The sequence below is a fragment of the Chloracidobacterium thermophilum B genome, from assembly GCF_000226295.1.
Classification (GTDB): Bacteria; Acidobacteriota; Blastocatellia; order Chloracidobacteriales; family Chloracidobacteriaceae; genus Chloracidobacterium; species Chloracidobacterium thermophilum.
Genome location: NC_016024.1, coordinates 2,583,116 through 2,602,103, shown reverse-complemented (window position 1 = coordinate 2,602,103; position 18,988 = coordinate 2,583,116). Strand labels below are relative to the sequence as shown.

Sequence of the window (18,988 nt, the reverse complement as noted above, 5' to 3'; positions counted from 1 at the left end):
GCGGATGTTGAACTTCAGACTGTCGGACGCCGAAGCGCCTCGGCCAGTTCTGTCCAGTTGACCGAGGTGCGGACGATGAAATGCCCCGGAACGGGGGTAATTGAGTTGACGGTAACAAAGTGTAATGGGCGCAGTCGCCGTCCGGCCAGGGTGTATTCCAGATTGAGCGCTGCCCGCATTTCGGGAATCTGATTGAGGTTGACTTCCAGGCCACGCCCGTCGAAGTGAAGCCCGGCCGAGGGGTCACCGGCTTCGCGCAGGGCATGCGCCTCGCCCAGCACGTGGTGAAACAGCAGGGTCAGCAGATGGGCGGCAGCCCGCTGCCAGAGCCGTGTGCCATGGACAGCGACCGGGCCGGCCGGCACGATATAGATGCGCCGCCGATAGCGTGTGAAGGTGATGTGCTCGATACGGAGTGGGACACTCACCCGGGCCAGAAAAAACCGCTCGCTGCGAGCTGAGATGGTAAAGCTGCCCTCTTGCGTTTGGAGTGTGACCTCCCGCACACCGCGCATAGGGGTCGTCGCCAGTGCCTTGTTCAGATGGGTTTCATCCACGCGGATTTCCCCGGCCGCCAGGCGCGCCAGCGTATTGTCCCGGTGAAGTTGGGTGAGTACGTCGAGCGCCTGTTCACTGCGCTCCCACGCCTGACGAATCCACTGCCACATTGTTGATGGTCATGACGCTCCCCGACCGGCGGGGCAGTGTTGTGCGCCGAGAGTCTGTTTGACAAGCGAAAGACGGCTTCTGTAGATTTGGTATGTCCTGTACATCGCTGATTTGTTTTGCAACGGTCGGTCCGTTGTTCCTCCCTTCCCTGTTCCAAAGCACAACGGTTATGAAGCGCTGCGTCATCTGTGGCAAGGAATTCCACGACCAGATGCGGTTTTGTCCGTTTGATGGCGGCGCTTTGGAAACCGTAGAACAGGACGCTTTCATTGGTCGGACGCTCGATGGAAAGTACTACATCGAGGCCAAGATTGGTGAGGGGGGCATGGGATCGGTCTATCGTGCGCGTCACCTGCTGATGGATACGCAACTGGCCGTTAAGGTGCTGCATCCGTCGCTGGTGTCCGATGCCACTTCGGTGGCGCGCTTCCAGCGTGAGGCACAGGCAATGGCCCGTATCCGGCACTCGAATGCCATTGCCGTCACGGACTTTGGCGTTACGGAAGACCAGACCAACTACATCGTCATGGAGTTGTTTGAGGGCGAATCGCTGCGCAAAGTCCTCGAACGCCAAAAGAAGCTTCCCTATGCCACGGCCATTGCCATTGCCCGTCAGGTGTGTGGGGCGCTCGAAGCCGCCCATCGCAGCGGCGTCATCCACCGCGACATCAAACCGGAAAACATCTTTCTGTCGCCCCAGCCGGACGGGTCCTACTTCGCCAAAGTTATTGATTTTGGCATTGCCAAGATTGTGACCGATACTTCAAAGGGCGGCCCGCCGCTGACCCGTCAGGGGATGATTATCGGTTCGCCGCACTACCTGTCGCCGGAGCAGTGTACCGGGCAGGAACTGGATGCCCGTTCGGATATTTACTCACTGGGCATCGTATTGTTCGAGATGCTGACTGGGCAGGTGCCCTTCACGGCGGTAACGCCGGTGGCAGTGGCCCTGCTCCACGCGAATGAACCGCCGCCCAGCCTGCGCAAACTCAATCCTGAAATTCCCAAAGCCTTGGACGACCTTGTGATGCGTGCCCTGGCGAAGTCCAAAGCTGATCGCCCGGCCAGCGCCCGCGAGTTTGCGGAAGAGTTGGCACGGGTGGCGCGACTCTTCAGCCCATCATTTGATCCGGTTTCGCCGCTGGTGGAAAAGATTCTGGATGCTTCCATCCCACCTTCCAATGGCGCCCCGCCGCTGATGGACACTTCTGTCCCACCAGCTTCCAGCGTCAGGCAGCGTCCGGCTGAGCGTCGTCCACCATCCACGGCTGCCCCTCCTACAAATGTGCCGCCACCAGTGGCTGCCCCGCCGCGTGTAGCTTCGGAGACCCTGCCCTCCACAACCAGTACAGCTTGGGTCGGAAGCAGCCTGGCCACCTACGGGCAGTCGTCGTCTGACAGTCAGCTCTGGCTGCGCTGGGTGGTGGCGGCAGTCGTGGTCTTCCTGGTCCTGCTCGTTGCCTTTCTGATGTATCTTTTCTCGTGAACGGGCCCTCTTGTGGTCATCACACACATGACAGAAGACATCACGAGAAAAAGAACCATGGTTTCACCTATTGCTTGTCTGCGCTTACTTGGTCTCTGGCTTTGCCTGCTGACAACACTTTCCCCGGCGCAATCCCCGGTGGATGCCAACTCGGCTTCCAAGCCGAAGCTGCGCTATGGCGACCCCGACTATGTGGGGGCACGGATTAGTTTTGAATGTCAGAGCTGTTCGCTCCCGGATGTGATCCAGGGCATCCTGGTCAAGGCTGGTGTCCGCTTCGATTTTCCAGAGGCACAACAGTGGCAGCGGGTCGCCGATACGGTGGTCGTCAACGATGAGCCGTGGAATACGGTTTTGGATGTTGTCCTGGCCCGCCATCAGCTTCAGGCGACCTGGTCAGAGCTGGGACGGCTGGTGATTTCCCGTCGGTTGACGCCGGTGGCGACCGGGCCCGGCAAACTCGGACAGCTTCTGGCGGGACTTCCCCCGGTGCCGGCCAACATCACCACACTCAACTCGGCGTCCCGCGCCATCGAGGCCGAACGCCTCTTCCGCGAGGGCCTCGGGTATTTCTTTCTGGCCAACCCGGATGATTCACGGCTGGCGTTGGTGCGCTTTGCCTGGGCCACCCGCATTTTCGATGAGGTTGAATACGCCGGGCGTGAGGCTACAGCGCTGTATATGCTCGGTGCGGCCTTTCTCGATCTGGGGCAAACCAGGCGGGCGCGGGAGGCCTGGCTGCGCGCCCGTGATTTCGGACAGAACGCGGGCAATCAGCGGGCTGCCCTGTTGTCTGAAGTCAGCCTTGCCTACTTGGATGCACTGGAGGGCAAATCCCCGGAGGCAGCCCGGCGCGCTGCGGCGGCCGGTCTGGAGTTCTTCAGACAAGTCACATCGCGCACCAATCTGAGCAGTCGTTCCCTCGTTGATCAGGAATTGGATGCCATGCTCGTCACACTGTCTGGTCGGTTATTTTTCCGGCTGGGGGATATGGAGACGGCCTGCCAGGCTTTTGACCTTGGACTCGATGCCTACACAAAGCTGGAGGATGGGGCCCGTGGGATCGTTGAAAATGCCGTCTGGCTGGAACGCTGTGCAGAGTTGCTCGGCCGGCGCACCGAAGCTCAGCAGGCCATTGAGACGGGGCGCACCGTTCAGCGCGGGGCGCGGTCAGAGCGCCTGCGGATTGCCCTGCTGTCCTGGATGGGGAAGGTGTATGCCGAGTCCGGCGACCTGAAAAAGGCCCTTGAACTACAGCGCGAGGCCCTCAATGCCCTCCGCCAGTTGTCCGACCGTGCCCTGGAAACTGGCGTGCAGTGGAACATGGCACATATCCAGGCGGCTTTAGGAAACCATGCCGATGCTCGCCGGAGCTACGAAAACGTTTTGAAGCTGACCGAAAAAGAGACGGATGCCTTTTGGCGCACTCAGGCGCAGGAAGCTCTGGCACGTTTGCCCTAGTCGCTGGGCCCTGGCTCCTGTCGGCTGCTGCCTGTCCCACTGCCAATAGGTCAGGCAGGGTGAAGGGCTTCGGCAGGGGTTGCACACAGGTCTTCATCCGGGTGCAGGTAGCGAATGGTGCGCCCGATTGTGTCAATCCGCGGGTGATAGACCACTGACTGATGGCCATGGGCAGCAAAACACTGCTGCATGGCAGCGGCAATGCCTTCAAGGTTGTGTGACGCCAGTGCCAGTGCTGACGGCCCAGCTCCGCTCAGGGCCGTCGCCCAGAGTCCGTCCTGTTCGAGTTCGAGAATTTCCGCCAGGCCGGGGACAAATGGCGCACGGTAGGGCTGGTGCAGGTGATCGCGCATGGCTTCACGCAGCAACTCATAGCGGTGATGTTCCAGCGCCCCCACAAACATCATGACGTGCTGCATCTGGAAAATGGCTTCGGCGCGGGGGATGGCGTCCGGCAGGATGGCCCGCATCTGCTCGGTGGGAAGCGCAAAGTCCGGCGTAACAATAATCAGATGGATGTCGGCAGGGAACGTGCGATGAAAGAGAATGGGGGTGCCGTGCGCGCGCCCGCAAGAGGTAATCCATCCACCGTAGCGGGCCGGGGCGAGGTTATCCGTGTAGTTTTCAAACACCATAGCGTGCCGCAGCAGTTCCGGTTGTGCGAATTCCATCCCTGTCACGGCTTCCACCAGCGACACCCCGGCGATGATGGCGGCGGCGCTGCTCCCCAGACCGCTGCCGAGTGGAATGGCATTGCTGATGTGCAGGTCGAGCGGGGGTAAATTGACGTAAGCGCTGGCGGCTGTATGGCGTGCAACACGGCAGATAAGATTGTCCGCCGGGTCGAGGGGAATGCCATCGGTATAAGGCCCACTCACCGAAAGACGCCACGGCTGGCCAGCCGGTCGGATTTGTCCCCGGACGTGAAGGTAGAGACCCAGAGCGAGTCCCATGGTGTCGAATCCCGGACCCAGGTTAGCCGTTGATGCCGGGATGCGAATCTCGAATTTTCGTTCCAACATTACCTGTAGTTCCTGTCTGAACAACGCCCCAACCGGGGGAGAGCCATCTCAACCTGGCGGCGGACGCCAACTCGACAGCCACGATGCCTTTTCTCGATACGGATTGTGTCCGACTGTATGTGCAGGTCATTGGCGACAGGGGCCTGCCGATTATTTTTGTCAATGGCTGGGCCGCAACGTGTCAGATGTGGCGGCCATTGGTCAAGCGCCTGTCTCGGTCATATCGTTGCGTGCTCTACGACCCACGGGGCACAGGGCGCTCGCTGGCCACTGCTTTCGGCACAACCTTTGAGGTCGAGGATGCTGTAGCCGACCTCCATGCCGTACTGCGCTATGTCCAGGGGTGGGATGCCCATGTCGTCGGACAGGGGACGGGGGCGGTGGTCAGCCTGCTTGCTGCCCGTGAGCGTCCGCAAAACTTTTCTTCGCTGACCCTGATCGGCACGGAGTGTCTTCCGCCGCCGACGGGACGCGACCGGGAGGCTGAAACGGACCTGCTCTGGACTCAGGCGCAGGTACTTTTGCAGGAAGCCGCCACCTTGCCGTATGTGCGCCAACTGTTGCTGTGGCGCTACCGGCGGGTGCCCGAACCGTACCGAACCCAGCTTTACGAAGACTTTGCGACAACCGATCCTCGCGCGGCGTATGGTCTGGCGCAGTCGGTCCGTGATGTCATCATCCGCGTCCGGTTCTGGGATGCTCTGCGGCAGGTTCCTCTTCCCATCCTCCTCGTACGGGGGGCACTCGATGATGTGCTGTCACCTGCAAACCACCGCGACATGTTTGACTGCATCCAGCGGGGGCAGACCGCCACGGTGCGCGAGGCCGGTCACTTACCGACCCTGGAATACCCCGACGAATGCGCCGAGTTGCTTCAGAACTTCTTTCGGACAGAATCGCTGCCAGCCTATCGTCCATAACCAGTTCAGGGGCCGGCGAGCTGGTGGGTACAGCGTCAGGTAGGAAGCCGACGGAGTAACACCAAAGTCAGGTCATCAGCAGCAGGGGCGCGTCCGACAAAACGGCTCACGGCTTCCTCCACGCGGTCGCGCAGACGCGAAGCACTCAGGCCCCGGTTTTTGACAATTGTCTGCACAAGGCGTTCGAGTCCCAGAATGTCGCCTTCTTCGTTCATGCTTTCGGTCAGTCCATCAGTGTAGATGGCAAGGATATCACCCGGCGTGAGACAGACCTGGTGAATTGCCGGTGAGACGTTGGGAGTAATCCCCATGGGAATGCCTTGGGCCGGGAGTTCGGTGTAGGTGCCATCCGCGTGCACCAGCAACGCTGGATCGTGCCCGGCACTGGTGTAGTGGAGGATGCCGGTCACCGGGTCGAGTTCTGCACAAAACAGAGTGAGAAACTTGTTTTCGGGGGAATTTTCGACCAGGTAATCATTGACTGCGGCAACAATGTCCGCCAGGGTTCGCGCCGTCTGGGCTTGGGCGCGGAGCGCCGCATGGACGCTGGACATCATCAGCGCTGCCCCCATGCCTTTGCCGGCCACGTCGCCAACGGCAAGGATGAGTTTGCCGTTGCCACGGGGAATGAAGTCATAGTAGTCCCCGCCAATTTCACGGCAGGGAAAGCTGAGGCCGGCAATGTCCCAGCCGGCTAGTTGCGGAGGGCGGCTCGGGTGCAGGCTGAGCTGAATTTCGCTGGCGACCTGGAGTTCTTCTTCAAAGCGGCGTTTTTCGAGGCGTGCTTCAAGCAGCCGAGTGTTTTCGATTTTGATGGCGGCCACGCGGGCAATCGTGGTCAGCAGGTCGAGATGGTTCTGGTCAAAGTGAGTGGGAGTGAAAGGGTTGTCCATGTACAGCAGGCCCAGCACTTCGCCTCCGGCCAGCAATGGTGCCGCGATAAGCGAGGCAGATGGGGTGTCGGTGTAATACGGTCCCCCCTGCAGCGCTTGGCTGACCAGGATGGGTTTTCCATCCTGCAGGACATGGGCATGGATCGACCAGGGAAGTGTCACCTCCAAGTGAGCTGTTTGTTGGGTGGTGCGGTGGGCCTGTAGCTGAAGCTGCCCGTGCTCATCCCGGAGCAGGAGGTAGGCGCGCTCTGGAGCAATGGCCTCGAATGCCAGTCCCAGGATGGTATCCAGGGTTTCCTCCAGAGACTGATCCACGGCAAGGGTTTCCACGACCTTGCTGAAGATGGGCAACCAGTTGGGTGTCGCCAGCCGTTGAGTGGCCGGAGGAGGCAGGCATGAGGTAGCCGTCACAGCCTGCCACTCAGATGAGGGCGGCACATCCCTGATGGCGTGAGTGCTGAGTCGTTCGGTCGGTGCCGTCTGTCCGCCTTCAGTGAAGCGAAAAGCCAGTGGGGTTTTGTAGGAGCCGGAGGCTGTGGTTGTGCCATCCGCCACACGCAGCTCCGTTTCGCCAATGCGAATGACATCGCCGAACTGGAGTGCCGCACTTGAATCTATACGTTGCCCATTGTGATAAGTGCCGTTGGCGCTGCCGCTGTCGTAGAGCACGAAGAACTCGCCATCACGCCGGATTTCGGCATGAAGGCGTGAAACAAAGGGATCGTTCAGACAGAGGTCATTGCGTGACGACCGCCCAATCGTTAGCCGGACGCTTCTGAGCGGGACTTCAAAGGACGCTCCCGATGGTGGACGGACATGAATCGCCGGAGGGAGCTTGCGTGACGTCATGCAACCTAGCCAAGGCTACCCGGCGAGCCGTCACCGGGCGGGGTATCAGTCATTGAATCGTGAAGCGTACGCGCGTTTCACCCAGCTTGAGTTCATCACCGTTTTGCAGAGGGTGTGGAGTTTTGGGGATCAGCCGCACATTACCGTTCAGGAACGTACCATTGACACTCGACAGGTCTTCAATGAAAAACCGTCCGCCTTCCTGAAACAACCGGGCATGCCGCCGGGAAACCTTGGTTTCCGCGTCGTGTGGGGTCAGATCGATTTCCGGGAAGTTACCGGTATGGGGGTCGGTGCGCCCCAGCAGCATCGTACTTTTACTGAGTTCGTAGGCGGCCTTGGGGTTCCCGTGTGCATCGAGCACCTGTAAGCAGGCAACCTGGCGGTTGGAGGCTGCCTTACGTCCGCTGGCTCCCTGAGCCTGTGGTTGTGGTGCGCCACAGTGGGGGCAGAAGGCATCATCCGGGGCAAGGCTGCCCCCACAGGCAATGCAGAAGATAGGCTCAAGACTGGGCATCGGCGGGCTGTCAAGGTGGCGCAGATGCTCTTCCAGCATGCGCTTCATTTCAGCCGCCGAAGCTGGACGGTCCTGCGGCCTGTGGGCGACAGCCTGCATGACAATCGCCTCGATGCCTGTGGTCAGTTTGGGGTTGATGGCGCGGGGACGGGGATTTTTGCTGAAGTCAAAAATCAGGAGCGGATTGTCCTGTGGGTCAGCTCCCGTCAGCAGGTGAAACATCGTCGCTCCAAGGGAGTAGAGGTCTGAACGTGGCTCAACCTGCCCGGAAAACAGTTCGGGTGGAGCATACCCCATCGTCCCAATGGCGGTGACCCCTTTCTGGGTGGGCGCCACAAAACGGGCGATGCCAAAGTCAATCAGCATGACACGCGGGGGAGTCCGGGTCTCATCAAGCATGAGGTTGGCTGGCTTGAGATCGCGGTAAATGACGGGTGGGTTCTGATTGTGAATGTAATCGAGGACATCACAGACCTGGATGGCCCACTCGGTCACAGTCCGTTCATCAATGTAGCCCAGTTCACTGCTTTTGAGCTTTTTGGCCAGGTCATCCCCCGGCACATACTTCATCACCAGGTAGTATTTGCCGTCGTTGACAAAGTAATCATAGACGGTGGGAATGGAGGGGTGTTCCAGGCTGGCAAGGAGTTGCCCCTCGCGCTGGAAATCCTCGATGGCTTTCTGACGCTGGGCAGGGTCCGTGAACAGGTCGTACATTTCCTTCACGGCGCGGCGCGTCTTGTCATTGGCAGGCCCAAATTTTTGGTCATAGGCCAGATAGACGCTGCCCATACCGCCACCGCCAATGCGCTTGACAATGCGATAACGTCCTTCGAGGATGGTCTCCGGCGCAAGTTGTTTTTGGTTCACCATGGAGTTGGCAACGCTGAGAGCAGGCAAATCACGCCGTCCCCTGCCACGGCCGGGTGCAACAGGGGATCAGCGAATGTAGTGAAACTTCAAAAAAGTCTTGCCGACGATGATTTCGTCACCGTCGTTGAGGGGGTGCCGGTTACCGGGCAAAAGGCGTCGTCCGCGATTCACAAAGGTTCCATTCGTGCTGCCCAGGTCTTCAAGCAAATACTGCCCGTCCTGGCATAGGATGCGCGCATGGCGCCGCGAAACTTTGGCTTCCGGGTCATCCTGGTCAAGATCAACGTCAGGAAAAATGCCCCCATCCGCATCCCAGCGCCCGATATTGGACTCGGTTTCCGTCAGCAGAAACTCTTTGCCAACCGTTCCACCCCGCTGGATAACCAGTTTGGCGCGTGGCACAGAAGACGATGCTGGTGGTGAAGCCGATGGTGTCGCTGGCGGTGAGCCAGGCGAATGCATTTTGGGTGATGGAGTGGGTTGGGAAGCGGCTGTCGGAACAGCCGACCCCACAGGATGTCCCTGCATGACCGGCGGTGGTGTGGCCGGCGGGGACGACGCCACTGCTGGGGAAGGTATCGGTGGTGGAACTGGCGGCGGTGGCACTGCAAAGACATCGGCTGCTGATGAGGTAGCCGGAGAAGCCGAATGGGACTGTGGCGCTATGGCAATTGAAGGGACATTCGGCGGTGGCGGCGAAAAATCAGCCGGAGATAAACTAGGCGGGGTCGGTCTGGCACCGGCCGGGGATACCACTCCATAAGAAACCTGGCTCCGTGGAGGGACTGCGGCGGGTGGCGGAGGGGGGGCAGATGGAGTACCGCCCTGGAGCAGCGCACCTGACGTCGGTACACCACGCATGGCGGAAAGTTGGTAGCCGCACTCGTCGCAGTACTCAGAGCCATCAAGATTGTCCGTACCGCACTGCGGGCAACGTATCATCGCACCTGACCTCATCTTGAACTGCTGTGGATGATTTCGAGAAGCCGAAGCAATCACCGATTATAGCCAAAACCTGACGCCGGGCAAGCTGCTTTCCAGTCAACAGTTCTGTGTTCTCAAGGGAGTCCCGAACACAGGGTCCCTGTGGAGCGTCTGGGCCCTGTGACCGCCAGTTCGTCCAGGGCCAGTTCGTCCAGGATACGGGAGCATCCGCTGCACGGGCGTTGGTTTTGGCGTATGCTGCCGACTTAGCCGCCGGCTGGATGTGATTTGCCCGCGTCAGGCGCGACCTTGCACCCAGTCCCGGAGCAAAAAAAGATAGACCAGCGAGCCGATCACCGGAAAAGCAAGAATGAGGGCGACGGAAACGATTTTGCGGCCCAGCGTGCCACCGCTCCGTAGCGCATCAGCCAAAGCAATAATCCACAAGGTGGTGGTCAGCAGCCAGAAGGTGTAACGAATCATCGTGGTTTCTCCCCTGAGTCATCGAGTGAGTCATCGAGGCTATCCCGTCGCCGGTGGGTTGTTCTCATGCTTGGGGATAGTGTTACCGGTGTGATTTTTCTGCGCCGGAGGTCTCTCTGGTACCCGGAGCTTCGCTTACAACCTGAGCCTTGCTTACGGTTGAAAGGTGTGAAAGGTTGCCGACTTCCCCATCCCGACAGGCTCTGCCCGGCTTGTCCTGCCGGATGCGCTGCTTCGTTTCTCCCTCGACTCGGTTTTGCTTGGTCGTTTGAGAGGCGCACACTAAAGTCATCCCACGAACACAGCGGCTCGTCAATGATGTGTCGCCAGTGAGTTTCCAAATATGGTTCTACGTACCCCGCTCATCATCGGAAACTGGAAAATGCACAAGACGGTCGCGGAGGCCGTCGCCTATGTGACTACCTTTCTCCCCCACATCGCCCAGGTCACGGGGATTGAGATTGGAATTGCCCCGGTGTTCACGGCGCTCTCCTCCGTGGTGGCGGCGGCTGCGGGGAGCGCTCTGCGGGTGTTAGCCCAGAATGTGGCTGCCGAAGGTCCAACCGGAGCCTTTACTGGAGAAGTGGCCGCCGAAATGCTCCGCGAAGTCGGTTGTTATGGCGTCATTGTCGGGCACTCCGAGCGGCGCCGTTACTACGGCGAAACCGACACCGTCGTGGCGGCCAAGGTGCGACGTGCCCTCAATGCACAACTTCTGCCCGTAGCCTGCATAGGCGAGACACTGGAGGAACGGGAAGCCGGAACGGCGCTGTCCGTCGTTGAGCGGCAGCTCCGGGCCATTGCCGGTACGTTGACACCGGACGAAGCCCCCCGTATAGTGCTCGCTTATGAGCCGGTATGGGCAATCGGCACGGGCCGGGCCGCCACGCCGGAAGTGGTGCAGGTGATGCACCGGCATCTGCGGGCCACCTGGGAAGAGTGCTTTGGCGCGCCAGCGGCAGAGGCACTGCGTATTCTGTACGGCGGGAGCGTGACGGCTGACAACATCGCGGCGTTTACGTCCTTGCCCGATGTGGACGGAGCGCTGGTGGGCGGGGCGAGCCTCTCGCCGAACGGTTTTGCCCAACTCATACAGCGGTCGCAGGTGGCCTCGGCGTAGGTAGTTGCGTACTGTGCTGGATTGAAGAAGCGTTGATGTCGAGTCGTGGAGTAGTGAAGTCTTAGACATGCCTTGGTACGTTTACGCGCTGTACGCGCTCTTTGTCCTTGTCTGCCTGTTGCTCATTGGTGTGATACTTCTTCAACCCGGCAAGGGTGACATCGCTCTGTTTGGTGGCGGCAGCCAGACTGCCTTCGGCCCGCGCGGCGCACAAAAGCCCCTGGAACGGGTGACGTTTGTTCTGGGCGGGTTGTTCATGGCGCTGGCGTTCACCTTTTCCATTCCAGGAATTCTTTTGCCACGTTCGGCGGCTTCGGGCATCAAGGATACCCCGCCACCGCCCAAGTCAGAGAAGCCGAAAGAGGAGACGAAGCCGGAAGAAAAGAAAGATGCCACCGTGACGGAGACCCCAGCCGGGGCGGCTCCGGCTGCGGATACGCCTAAAGCAGGTGAGGATAAGCCCAAAGAGGAAAACAAGGGAAACGACAAGGAAAATAAAGACGCCAAGCCAGCCCAGTCCCAGTCCGAATCAGAAGGCGGACAAAAGGCCGGCAGCCAGCCGGAAACGCCAAAGAAGAACCAGTAAGGATTGCCAGGTTTTCTGGATTTCAACCCCGGCTTGGACGTATAGTGACAAAGCAGATTATGCCGAAGTGGTGGAATTGGTAGACACGTACGTTTGAGGGGCGTATGGGCAACCGTGGGGGTTCGAGTCCCCCCTTCGGCACCACCTGACCATGGCACGCGGCTACCGCGTGCCATTTATTTTTTTCGTTCAAGTGCCCGTGCAGGCGCTCAGGGCCGGTTCAAGCCAAAGACGAACTGATGGATGCGAGCGTCGTCCGTCATTTCCGGGTGAAAGGTGGCCGCGAAAATCTGTCCCTGCCGAACCCACACCGGATGATCGCCCCAGGTGGCCAGTACCTCAACACTGGGGCCAACGGACTCAATGATGGGCGCGCGAATGAAGACGAGTTCGAGCGGGTCAGGGCCCAGGCGCGGGATGGTCAGCGTCGCGGTAAAGCTATCCACCTGCCGCCCGTAGCCGTTGCGCCGTACGGTCATGTCCACAAGGCCAAGTGAGGGTTGGGCCGGCTGTGTGACGACGCGCGCCAGCAGAATGGCCCCGGCGCAGGTGCCCAGCAGCGGCCGCCCCGCCGCCGCAAACTCCCGTATGGCTGCAAACCACGGCTCCGCCTGGAGAAAGCGCAGCATGGTCGTGCTTTCTCCACCTGGCAGGATAAGTCCGGCCAGGTCGGTCAGGTCGGCCATGTGCCGCACGAAACGCGGTGTTGCGCCAGCCCGCCGAAGCGCCTCGGCATGGGCTGCAAAGTCACCTTGAAAACTGAGAATGCCAATCGGTTGCCGGTCACGCATAGCTCTGGAAACCTAACACGGACGCCGGGTTATGACCAATGCACGTGTCCCTGGGGCGACCGTCAACTGGTTCTGAAGCGCCGGGCAAAGCCTGACGCTGAAGTAATGTTTGATCTCGATTGACCGTCAAAGTAGGTTGAAACCATCACGTTCAGGTAGCGCTGCCGGTTGCCACCGATACTTTCTACGCACTGATTCCATGATGAACGGGCGACGGCAGAAGGCCTGTAATGAGGCGCGCTCGCGCCGTCCTGGATTGTTTCCGTCCCCGCTTCGGCGTCCCCGTAAGTCAAGTTGCTGACGACACCACGCCTCGTCCAGGTGGCTTCCACGTGGCGGCTGTGGTTGGTGAGAAAGTCCTCTGTAGTAGGGAGTTGCTTATGGCTAGCTTTTCGTCCTACGCCAACGGGGTGAAGCGGTGGTACCAGAAGCTGGAACTACCGATGCCACCGGAGCGCATTTTCGGTGCGCACATGATGTTGATTGGTGGGCTGGCATGTCTGATTGGGACGTACTTTTTCGCCAGTATGACGATGTGGAACGACGGGTATGTGAATCTCACGCTGCGTCCACGTCTCATTTCACTGGGGATTTACGACCCGTACGACACAGAACAGATTCAGAGGGTGTGGCTGCCGCTCATTGGTGAGTTCAGCACCAGTAAGCTCCCGTTTTTTGGACAGTATCCTCTGACGATGACCGATTTCCGGCTCTTTGGCTGGGGGTGCTTCCACATTGGCCTGGGACTCTGGCTCGTCTATGCCGGCGCTGCCCACTACTACGGGGCGCGGGGGGGCGCCACGATCGGCGAAATTTTCTGGCTCCTGCCCTACGTCCCCGGACTCAAGGGACTGTGCCAGATCAAGTGGTTCACGCCCGAAGGGCCGTGGTACAAGGTCGGGCTGCCGTGGGGGAGCTTTGCCAATACGCCCTGGCCGATTCTGCGGCGCACCTACGCCGACGCCCTGAGTCCACACACGATTTACATCGGGTTGTTGTTTTTCATCTGGGGCTTTGTGCTGTGGTTTGTGCTGGACAAGCCGCCAGTCCCGCTGCAGCCGGCCCAGGTGATGACGCCCAATGGGCTGATGCCCCTCGAACAGGCACCGTTTCCTTATGGCTGGTTTGACCCCTACCTCAACCAGGTCATGCACCCGATGAACACCATCAACGGCGAAACCACGATGTGTTTCGTCTGGGGGGTACTGTTCGTGGCCCTTGGGGCGTACTGGTGGTATCGGCCGCCGCGCAGTATCAACATTACGCACCTGGAAGACACCAAGGCCGTCTTCCACGTGCACCTGACGGCCATCGGGTACGTGAGTTTTGCCCTGGCCATCGTCGGCTTCCTGGCGCTGCGCAATCACCCGTCGTACCTGATGCTCAATGACATGAACGTGATCATCTACGGGAAGAAGATCGTCAATCCCGGTCGGATGATTCACAACATGATCACGTTCAACCACGTGCAGGTCGGGTTGCTCTATGTGGCGGCGGGCGTCTTCCACGGCGGGCAGTACCTGCATGGGCTGAACATTTCCGGCGCGTACAAGCAGGCGCGCTCGAAGTTCATCACCTGGTTCCAGAATCCCGACCTCCAGACGAAGATCGTCGGGACGACCATGTTTGTCAGCTTCGTCACCGTGGTCTTTGGCTACGGCATGATCTGCTGGAACACCGGCGCAGAACTCGATCTCAACTTTGGTATCTATCAGTTCCGCTCCTTCCGGGCCATTCAGATGGATGGCGAAGCCGGCAATATCGGCTACCGGGTGTTTCGTCCGAAGAATCCGTGGGACCCCACGGCCGGTGGAGACTGGGTGAAGAACCCGGACGGAACCGCCAAGCTGGTCAAGGCACGTAACCTGCAGGTCGGCGACCGCATTCTCAATGAAGAACTCGGCATCGGGTCCTCTCCAACCTACAGTTTCACGACCATTGAGGAAATCAACTACAAGCCGGAATGGGGGCAGCCGAAACTGTATGCCGTGCAGTGGGGAAGCTGGACGCATTTCCTGCGCAAGGTCAACCCCCTGTTCTGGGTGGACAAGGGCATCTGGTATCTCCAGAACCAGAAGACCTTTGAAGCGACCCGCAAGGCTGATGAAGCCTATCTGGCCGCGCATCTCAAGGCCGTAAGCCTGCTCAACCAGATTGACGATGCCCAGACGGAAGAGGCAAAGCAGAAAGCCCAGGCCGAGTTGGACAAGTTCCGCCCGGAACTCGAAAAAGCGCATGCCAACATGCTTGAGTGGAACGAGCGGTTGGCCAGCACGCCGGCCGTGCTTTATTCCAACCTGCGCGATCAGCACCGCGATGGTGAGATCAACGACGCCATCTTCTTCTGGCTGATGATTGGCGGCTGGTTGTTCGGGTTCATTCCGCTGCTGCGCATTGCCTTCCACAACTATCAAAGCCCGTGGTACCGCGACTTTGAGTGGCGGAAACAGTCGCCGGACTTCCCGTGCATCGGGCCGGTCAAGGGCGGTACGTGCGGTGTTTCGATTCAGGACCAGTTGTGGTTCTGCATCCTGTTCTCCATCAAGCCGCTCTCGGCCATTGCCTGGTATCTGGATGGTGGCTGGATTGCGACGATGATGGCCCGTGGAAATGAAGCGTACTACCTCACGCACAACATCAGTCACACGGGCGGGGTGTTCCTCTACATGTGGAACGAAACAACCTGGATTTGGACCGACAATCACCTGACGGCCATGCTGCTGCTCGGGCACCTCATCTGGTTCGTGAGCTTCGCGCTCTGGTTCAAGGATCGCGGCTCGCGGGCTGAGGGAGGTGACATCCAGAGCCGCTGGGTGCGCCTGATGGGCAAACGGTTGGGCATCAAGACCCTCCAGGAAGTGCGTTTCCCGGTCTCAAACCTGGCCACTGCCAAGCTGTGGGGTACGGTGTTCTTCTACACCGGAACCTTTGTGCTGGTGTTCCTCTACTTTGCCGATGGTTTCTTCCAGAACCGGTAGGCAGCCGAAACCGGCGGATGGCCGTCTGTCTGTCATCCGCCGGCTCTTTCCCGGCCCTGTGCCGAAGCATGTAACAAAGTTCACATTGCCGCTGGTGACGGTTGTGGACATTTTTTCAACACGGAACTTGAAAAAAGTCTCCGTTATTTTCGCGGTGTGAAAGGCAAAGTCACCATGGCAGCAGAGGAGAAAGCAGAAACGACCAACGGCGCGCCGGCGGAAACACCGGCCTTGGCACCCGCCAAGGCCGCCGCCAAGGCCGCGGCCAAAGCTCCGGCCAAAGCCGCAGCCAAAGCGGCCCCGCCGCCCATTCCAGGGCCGCCAAGTCGCTTGTCGCGTCCGAAGACAGCGGCGCCGAAAAAGAAGCGCGAGCGGCAGATTTACACCATCATCGAGGAGTTGTGCATCGGGTGCGGCTTCTGCACGGATGAATGTCCGCCCAAGGTGAATGCCATCCTGCCACGGGATGTTGAGGCGGTCCTCGACGGTGGCGAAACCTACTGGATTGACCAAACCCGGTGCATCAGTTGTTCGCTGTGCTTTGTGGCCGGCACCTGCCCGACCGATGCCGTCGTCTTTACGGAAGGTGGGGTGTCACGGACGCAGTACATGGAGGACTACCTGCACATCGAGATGGTGGATGAGCCGTACTGGCGTCAACGCAACGAATTGTCGCGGATTGGTTCAATCCTGTGAAGTACACTGGAAGTAAGCCTCCCCAGGCGGCTTGAAAAGCCGTGAAATCTCAACCCCGGAGCCGTCCGCAGCCGCCCGAAGGCACCACCTGACGGTAACACCTGACGGCGACTGCGGACCCGGACGGATGGAAGCCACGTCCGAAAACAAGGCTTCCGCCCTTTGCGTCCCCTGCCAGTGTTGATACTCCGCCCCGTGTCGCAGAACCGGGGCCGAGGGCTGATGTCGGTTGTCAGCCGAGATTTCCTTCTTTGAGTTCCTCCCGCAGGAGACCGCTGTATGGCAAGCAAACTCACCACTTCAAACTACGACCTCGACCTGGATGCCACAGGTTGGGGAACGCTGCGGGCCGAGGCCCGAATTTCCAATGTACCATCGGCTTCGCCGCTGTTGCCGATTGACGGCGAGCTGAAGCTTGAGGCCAAAAAGATTGAGGATGATGTTGTCCGGCTCACCTTCTTTGGGCAATCCATCGTGGATGGCATTCTGGGCCGGGTGGAAGGAGAATCCGACATTGCCAACGAATCACCGACGCGCCGGGTGGCGGCCGGTGACGGCAAGATTACAGTCGGCAAGTTCTCACACCGCTTTGAGTTTGAAGGCGTTGTGGATTGTCTGCGGTACTGGCGGTCGAAAGCCATAGACGACAACATCATCGCACGGAAACAGCGCCTGCTGTGCGGCAATCTTTTTCACGATCTGTCCGTGCGCGTGCCGCTCGACAGCGAGGAGGTCATTGATACCTGGCTGGAGATGCAGGACGCCTTCCGCAACTCGCCCAACTTTGGCGACTACATCAAGGATGTGTGGCTGATTGGGCCGCTGTGGAACGCACTGGAACAGACCGGGCAGAGCCTCGACAACATTGACGTGTATTACTTCTCGGAAGTCGAAGGCGGCGAAAAATCACGCATTGACTTCCGCTTTGCCGGCGGCGGCACAGGGATTGTGGATTCAATCAGCCGCTGGCTCGAATTGTTCCCTATTGATGGCTTGGGCAAACCGGTCAATCAGGGTGGGCGGGTGGCCCGCCTGCAGGGGAACTTCAACGCCAGCGTACAGGGGATTGAAGTCAAGCTGTTCGTTGAGTTGCCGGGCTTTAGTGTCCCTATTGAAGGCGGCAAACGGAAAGTTCTCAACCATCCGCTGGTGCCTTTGGCACACCACGGTATTGCGGTCAACTCCGAGCCGGCTGACCTGGCCATTCGCTTCAAGGTTTCCATTCCAAAGGGCAAGAAGTTTATCGAGACAGCCAACAGCTTTGAGTGGGACCGGGTGGCGGAAAACGTCCGGGTCTTCACGGGTGGTCGCTACAAAGCCTGGGCAGAGGGTATCTGCAAGGGCAGCTACTCACCCTTTGACATCTTCTTTGGTTGATTTATGGGCATCATCACCGGTCTTTCGCCACGGTGTGTCAGGCAAACCGGCGGCATACACCGAAAAGGGTTATCATGACGAACACACGAGTCATCATCTACTCCGGCAAAGGGGGGACGGGCAAAACGACTGTCTCGGCGGCCACCGCCGTGACCTTGGCAGCGGCTGGCAAGCGGGTGCTGGTCATCTCCAGCGATCCGGCCCATTCGCTGGGCGATGTCTTTCAGATGTCGCTTTCGCGGACAGACCCGACCCCCATTGCCGAAAACCTGTTCGGTCTCGAAATCGACACGCTCTACGAAGCCAAGCGCAACATGGGCAACTTCGAGAAGTTCGTGTCTGAAAGCTACGAAAAACGTGGCATCCGCTCTTCGGTGGCGTCGGAACTTTCTACACAGCCGGGGCTGGATGAGATTTTCTCCCTGGTACGCCTCCACCGCGAGGCACTGTCGGGACTGTGGGAGGTCGTCATTCTCGACACGTCGCCGACCGGCAACACCTTGCGGCTGCTGGCCTACCCCGAACTCATCGTCGGCGGAAGCATGGGCAAGAAGCTGTTTCGGGTGTACCAAGGGATGTCCTCGATGATGAAGCCGTTTGGTTCGTCGAATGGTCCTGACCCGGAATTCTTTAACGAAGTCAACCAGTTGCTGGATGCGATGAACCAGGTCAGCACGTTTCTGACCGGAGAAAACGTCACTCTGCGCCTGGTGATCAACCCGGAAAAGCTTTCGATTCTGGAAAGCAAGCGGGCTTACACTTTCACCCACATCTATGGCCTGACGATTGATGCCGTCGTTGTCAACAAGATTTACCCCGTGGGCGAGGCACTGCACGGAGCCCAACTCGGCAGCTACTTCGATTACTGGGCCAAGCTGCACGGGCGATACCTCGAAGATATCGAGTCAGCCTTTGCCCCGTTGCCGATTTTCAAACTGTTTCTGGAACCCTGCGAACCGTTGGGAGTCGAAGCGCTGCGCCAGGTCGGCGCCAAGGCCTTCGGTGAAACCGACATCGGGCAGGTGCTCTACAGCAAGAAAAACATGTGGGTCGAAGAACGCCAGCCCACGGATGACCCGGACATTCGGCGCTTTGTTGTACGGATTCCGTTCCTGACCGAAAACGAGCACATCGAGGTTCAGCGGGTGGGTATGGACCTGTATATGTGTGTTGGGAGGATTGCCCGCAGTGTTTCGCTGCCGAGAATCCTGTCAAACGCTGACATGGTGGATTATGTCGCCAACGGTGAACTGCTCACCGTGACCTTTCGTGAACGGGCGCGTGAGCCTGAACCCCCCCGGTTGACACGGCTGCGGCGTTCCCCCGCCAGTGCTTGATTTGTC

Annotated in this window: 16 protein-coding genes, 1 tRNA gene and 1 pseudogene; 10 read left to right on the top strand and 8 right to left on the bottom strand. The window is 59.4% G+C overall.

Annotated elements, in window-relative coordinates:
* Nucleotides 1–14 precede the first annotated feature (14 nt).
* Entirely contained in the window at nucleotides 15–668 is a 654-nt protein-coding gene (locus CABTHER_RS17260; RefSeq protein WP_014100676.1) for a hypothetical protein, read from the bottom strand.
* Between the two features lie 170 nt (nucleotides 669–838).
* Between CABTHER_RS17260 and CABTHER_RS16025 the strand changes: the two genes are divergently transcribed.
* Both CABTHER_RS16025 and CABTHER_RS10775 read left to right on the top strand, forming a co-directional pair.
* Complete coding sequence (locus CABTHER_RS16025; protein WP_014100675.1) at nucleotides 839–2,155, top strand: protein kinase domain-containing protein; 1,317 nt, start codon at nucleotides 839–841, stop codon at nucleotides 2,153–2,155.
* 57 nt (nucleotides 2,156–2,212) lie between these two features.
* Nucleotides 2,213–3,616 carry a tetratricopeptide repeat protein gene (locus tag CABTHER_RS10775; protein ID WP_187288380.1) on the top strand — a complete coding sequence of 468 codons (1,404 nt, stop codon included), beginning with the start codon at nucleotides 2,213–2,215 and terminating at the stop codon, nucleotides 3,614–3,616.
* A 50-nt stretch (nucleotides 3,617–3,666) separates the two neighbouring features.
* Here the strand turns inward: CABTHER_RS10775 and thrB are convergent, their stop codons facing one another.
* Entirely contained in the window at nucleotides 3,667–4,638 is a 972-nt protein-coding gene (thrB, locus tag CABTHER_RS10770) for a homoserine kinase (RefSeq protein ID WP_014100673.1), read from the bottom strand.
* A gap of 83 nt (nucleotides 4,639–4,721) precedes the next feature.
* Here thrB and CABTHER_RS16020 point away from each other — a divergent pair, with 83 nt between their 5' ends.
* The gene (locus CABTHER_RS16020; protein WP_014100672.1) at nucleotides 4,722–5,558 is read left to right on the top strand and encodes an alpha/beta fold hydrolase; all 837 of its coding nucleotides are present in this window, start codon (nucleotides 4,722–4,724) and stop codon (nucleotides 5,556–5,558) included.
* A gap of 35 nt (nucleotides 5,559–5,593) precedes the next feature.
* Here CABTHER_RS16020 and CABTHER_RS10760 read toward each other — a convergent pair whose 3' ends face one another.
* The 5 genes and pseudogenes from CABTHER_RS10760 to CABTHER_RS10745 form a co-directional block, all read right to left on the bottom strand.
* A complete protein-coding gene (locus CABTHER_RS10760; RefSeq protein WP_014100671.1) occupies nucleotides 5,594–7,300 on the bottom strand; it encodes a SpoIIE family protein phosphatase in 1,707 nt (568 codons plus the stop codon).
* A gap of 49 nt (nucleotides 7,301–7,349) precedes the next feature.
* The gene (locus CABTHER_RS16015; RefSeq protein WP_014100670.1) at nucleotides 7,350–8,690 is read right to left on the bottom strand and encodes an FHA domain-containing serine/threonine-protein kinase; all 1,341 of its coding nucleotides are present in this window, start codon (nucleotides 8,688–8,690) and stop codon (nucleotides 7,350–7,352) included.
* Nucleotides 8,691–8,756: 66 nt separating this feature from the next.
* Complete coding sequence (locus CABTHER_RS17255) at nucleotides 8,757–9,218, bottom strand: FHA domain-containing protein (protein ID WP_081464855.1); 462 nt, start codon at nucleotides 9,216–9,218, stop codon at nucleotides 8,757–8,759.
* A 345-nt stretch (nucleotides 9,219–9,563) separates the two neighbouring features.
* Nucleotides 9,564–9,632, bottom strand: a pseudogene (locus CABTHER_RS17810) (zinc-ribbon domain-containing protein); the annotation flags it as partial.
* A gap of 279 nt (nucleotides 9,633–9,911) precedes the next feature.
* Nucleotides 9,912–10,097, bottom strand: coding sequence for a PLDc N-terminal domain-containing protein (locus CABTHER_RS10745; protein WP_014100667.1), 186 nt, complete (start codon nucleotides 10,095–10,097; stop codon nucleotides 9,912–9,914).
* 343 nt (nucleotides 10,098–10,440) lie between these two features.
* On the opposite strand from CABTHER_RS10745, the gene tpiA reads away from it, so the two are divergent.
* The 3 genes from tpiA (at nucleotide 10,441) to CABTHER_RS10730 (ending at nucleotide 11,947) form a co-directional block, all read left to right on the top strand.
* Nucleotides 10,441–11,217, top strand: coding sequence for a triose-phosphate isomerase (gene tpiA, locus CABTHER_RS10740; protein WP_014100666.1), 777 nt, complete (start codon nucleotides 10,441–10,443; stop codon nucleotides 11,215–11,217).
* Between the two features lie 67 nt (nucleotides 11,218–11,284).
* The gene (secG, locus tag CABTHER_RS16010; RefSeq protein ID WP_014100665.1) at nucleotides 11,285–11,803 is read left to right on the top strand and encodes a preprotein translocase subunit SecG; all 519 of its coding nucleotides are present in this window, start codon (nucleotides 11,285–11,287) and stop codon (nucleotides 11,801–11,803) included.
* A 61-nt stretch (nucleotides 11,804–11,864) separates the two neighbouring features.
* Nucleotides 11,865–11,947: transfer RNA gene (locus CABTHER_RS10730), tRNA-Leu, on the top strand.
* Between the two features lie 65 nt (nucleotides 11,948–12,012).
* On the opposite strand, the gene pdxT is transcribed toward CABTHER_RS10730, so the two are convergent.
* Nucleotides 12,013–12,594 (bottom strand): pyridoxal 5'-phosphate synthase glutaminase subunit PdxT, encoded by a 582-nt coding sequence (pdxT, locus tag CABTHER_RS10725; RefSeq protein ID WP_014100664.1) that lies wholly within the window; start codon nucleotides 12,592–12,594, stop codon nucleotides 12,013–12,015.
* Between the two features lie 380 nt (nucleotides 12,595–12,974).
* On the opposite strand from pdxT, the gene CABTHER_RS10720 reads away from it, so the two are divergent.
* The 4 genes from CABTHER_RS10720 to CABTHER_RS10705 all read left to right on the top strand — a co-directional run bounded on the left by CABTHER_RS10720 (nucleotide 12,975) and on the right by CABTHER_RS10705 (nucleotide 18,982).
* Complete coding sequence (locus CABTHER_RS10720) at nucleotides 12,975–15,572, top strand: hypothetical protein (RefSeq protein WP_014100663.1); 2,598 nt, start codon at nucleotides 12,975–12,977, stop codon at nucleotides 15,570–15,572.
* A 174-nt stretch (nucleotides 15,573–15,746) separates the two neighbouring features.
* A complete protein-coding gene (locus tag CABTHER_RS10715) occupies nucleotides 15,747–16,268 on the top strand; it encodes an indolepyruvate ferredoxin oxidoreductase subunit alpha (protein ID WP_187288378.1) in 522 nt (173 codons plus the stop codon).
* Between the two features lie 279 nt (nucleotides 16,269–16,547).
* A complete protein-coding gene (locus CABTHER_RS10710; RefSeq protein ID WP_014100661.1) occupies nucleotides 16,548–17,645 on the top strand; it encodes a bacteriochlorophyll A protein in 1,098 nt (365 codons plus the stop codon).
* A gap of 74 nt (nucleotides 17,646–17,719) precedes the next feature.
* Entirely contained in the window at nucleotides 17,720–18,982 is a 1,263-nt protein-coding gene (locus CABTHER_RS10705; protein ID WP_014100660.1) for an ArsA family ATPase, read from the top strand.
* The last annotated feature ends 6 nt before the right edge of the window (nucleotides 18,983–18,988 follow it).

Coding starts and splice junctions, on each gene's coding strand:
- CABTHER_RS17260 (WP_014100676.1), bottom strand. CDS start 668: ATGTGGCAGTGGATTCGTCAGGCGTGGGAGCGCAGTGAACAGGCGCTC.
- CABTHER_RS16025 (WP_014100675.1), top strand. CDS start 839: ATGAAGCGCTGCGTCATCTGTGGCAAGGAATTCCACGACCAGATGCGG.
- CABTHER_RS10775 (WP_187288380.1), top strand. CDS start 2,213: ATGGTTTCACCTATTGCTTGTCTGCGCTTACTTGGTCTCTGGCTTTGC.
- thrB (WP_014100673.1), bottom strand. CDS start 4,638: ATGTTGGAACGAAAATTCGAGATTCGCATCCCGGCATCAACGGCTAAC.
- CABTHER_RS16020 (WP_014100672.1), top strand. CDS start 4,722: ATGCCTTTTCTCGATACGGATTGTGTCCGACTGTATGTGCAGGTCATT.
- CABTHER_RS10760 (WP_014100671.1), bottom strand. CDS start 7,300: ATGACGTCACGCAAGCTCCCTCCGGCGATTCATGTCCGTCCACCATCG.
- CABTHER_RS16015 (WP_014100670.1), bottom strand. CDS start 8,690: ATGGTGAACCAAAAACAACTTGCGCCGGAGACCATCCTCGAAGGACGT.
- CABTHER_RS17255 (WP_081464855.1), bottom strand. CDS start 9,218: ATGCAGGGACATCCTGTGGGGTCGGCTGTTCCGACAGCCGCTTCCCAA.
- CABTHER_RS10745 (WP_014100667.1), bottom strand. CDS start 10,097: ATGATTCGTTACACCTTCTGGCTGCTGACCACCACCTTGTGGATTATT.
- tpiA (WP_014100666.1), top strand. CDS start 10,441: ATGGTTCTACGTACCCCGCTCATCATCGGAAACTGGAAAATGCACAAG.
- secG (WP_014100665.1), top strand. CDS start 11,285: ATGCCTTGGTACGTTTACGCGCTGTACGCGCTCTTTGTCCTTGTCTGC.
- pdxT (WP_014100664.1), bottom strand. CDS start 12,594: ATGCGTGACCGGCAACCGATTGGCATTCTCAGTTTTCAAGGTGACTTT.
- CABTHER_RS10720 (WP_014100663.1), top strand. CDS start 12,975: ATGGCTAGCTTTTCGTCCTACGCCAACGGGGTGAAGCGGTGGTACCAG.
- CABTHER_RS10715 (WP_187288378.1), top strand. CDS start 15,747: ATGGCAGCAGAGGAGAAAGCAGAAACGACCAACGGCGCGCCGGCGGAA.
- CABTHER_RS10710 (WP_014100661.1), top strand. CDS start 16,548: ATGGCAAGCAAACTCACCACTTCAAACTACGACCTCGACCTGGATGCC.
- CABTHER_RS10705 (WP_014100660.1), top strand. CDS start 17,720: ATGACGAACACACGAGTCATCATCTACTCCGGCAAAGGGGGGACGGGC.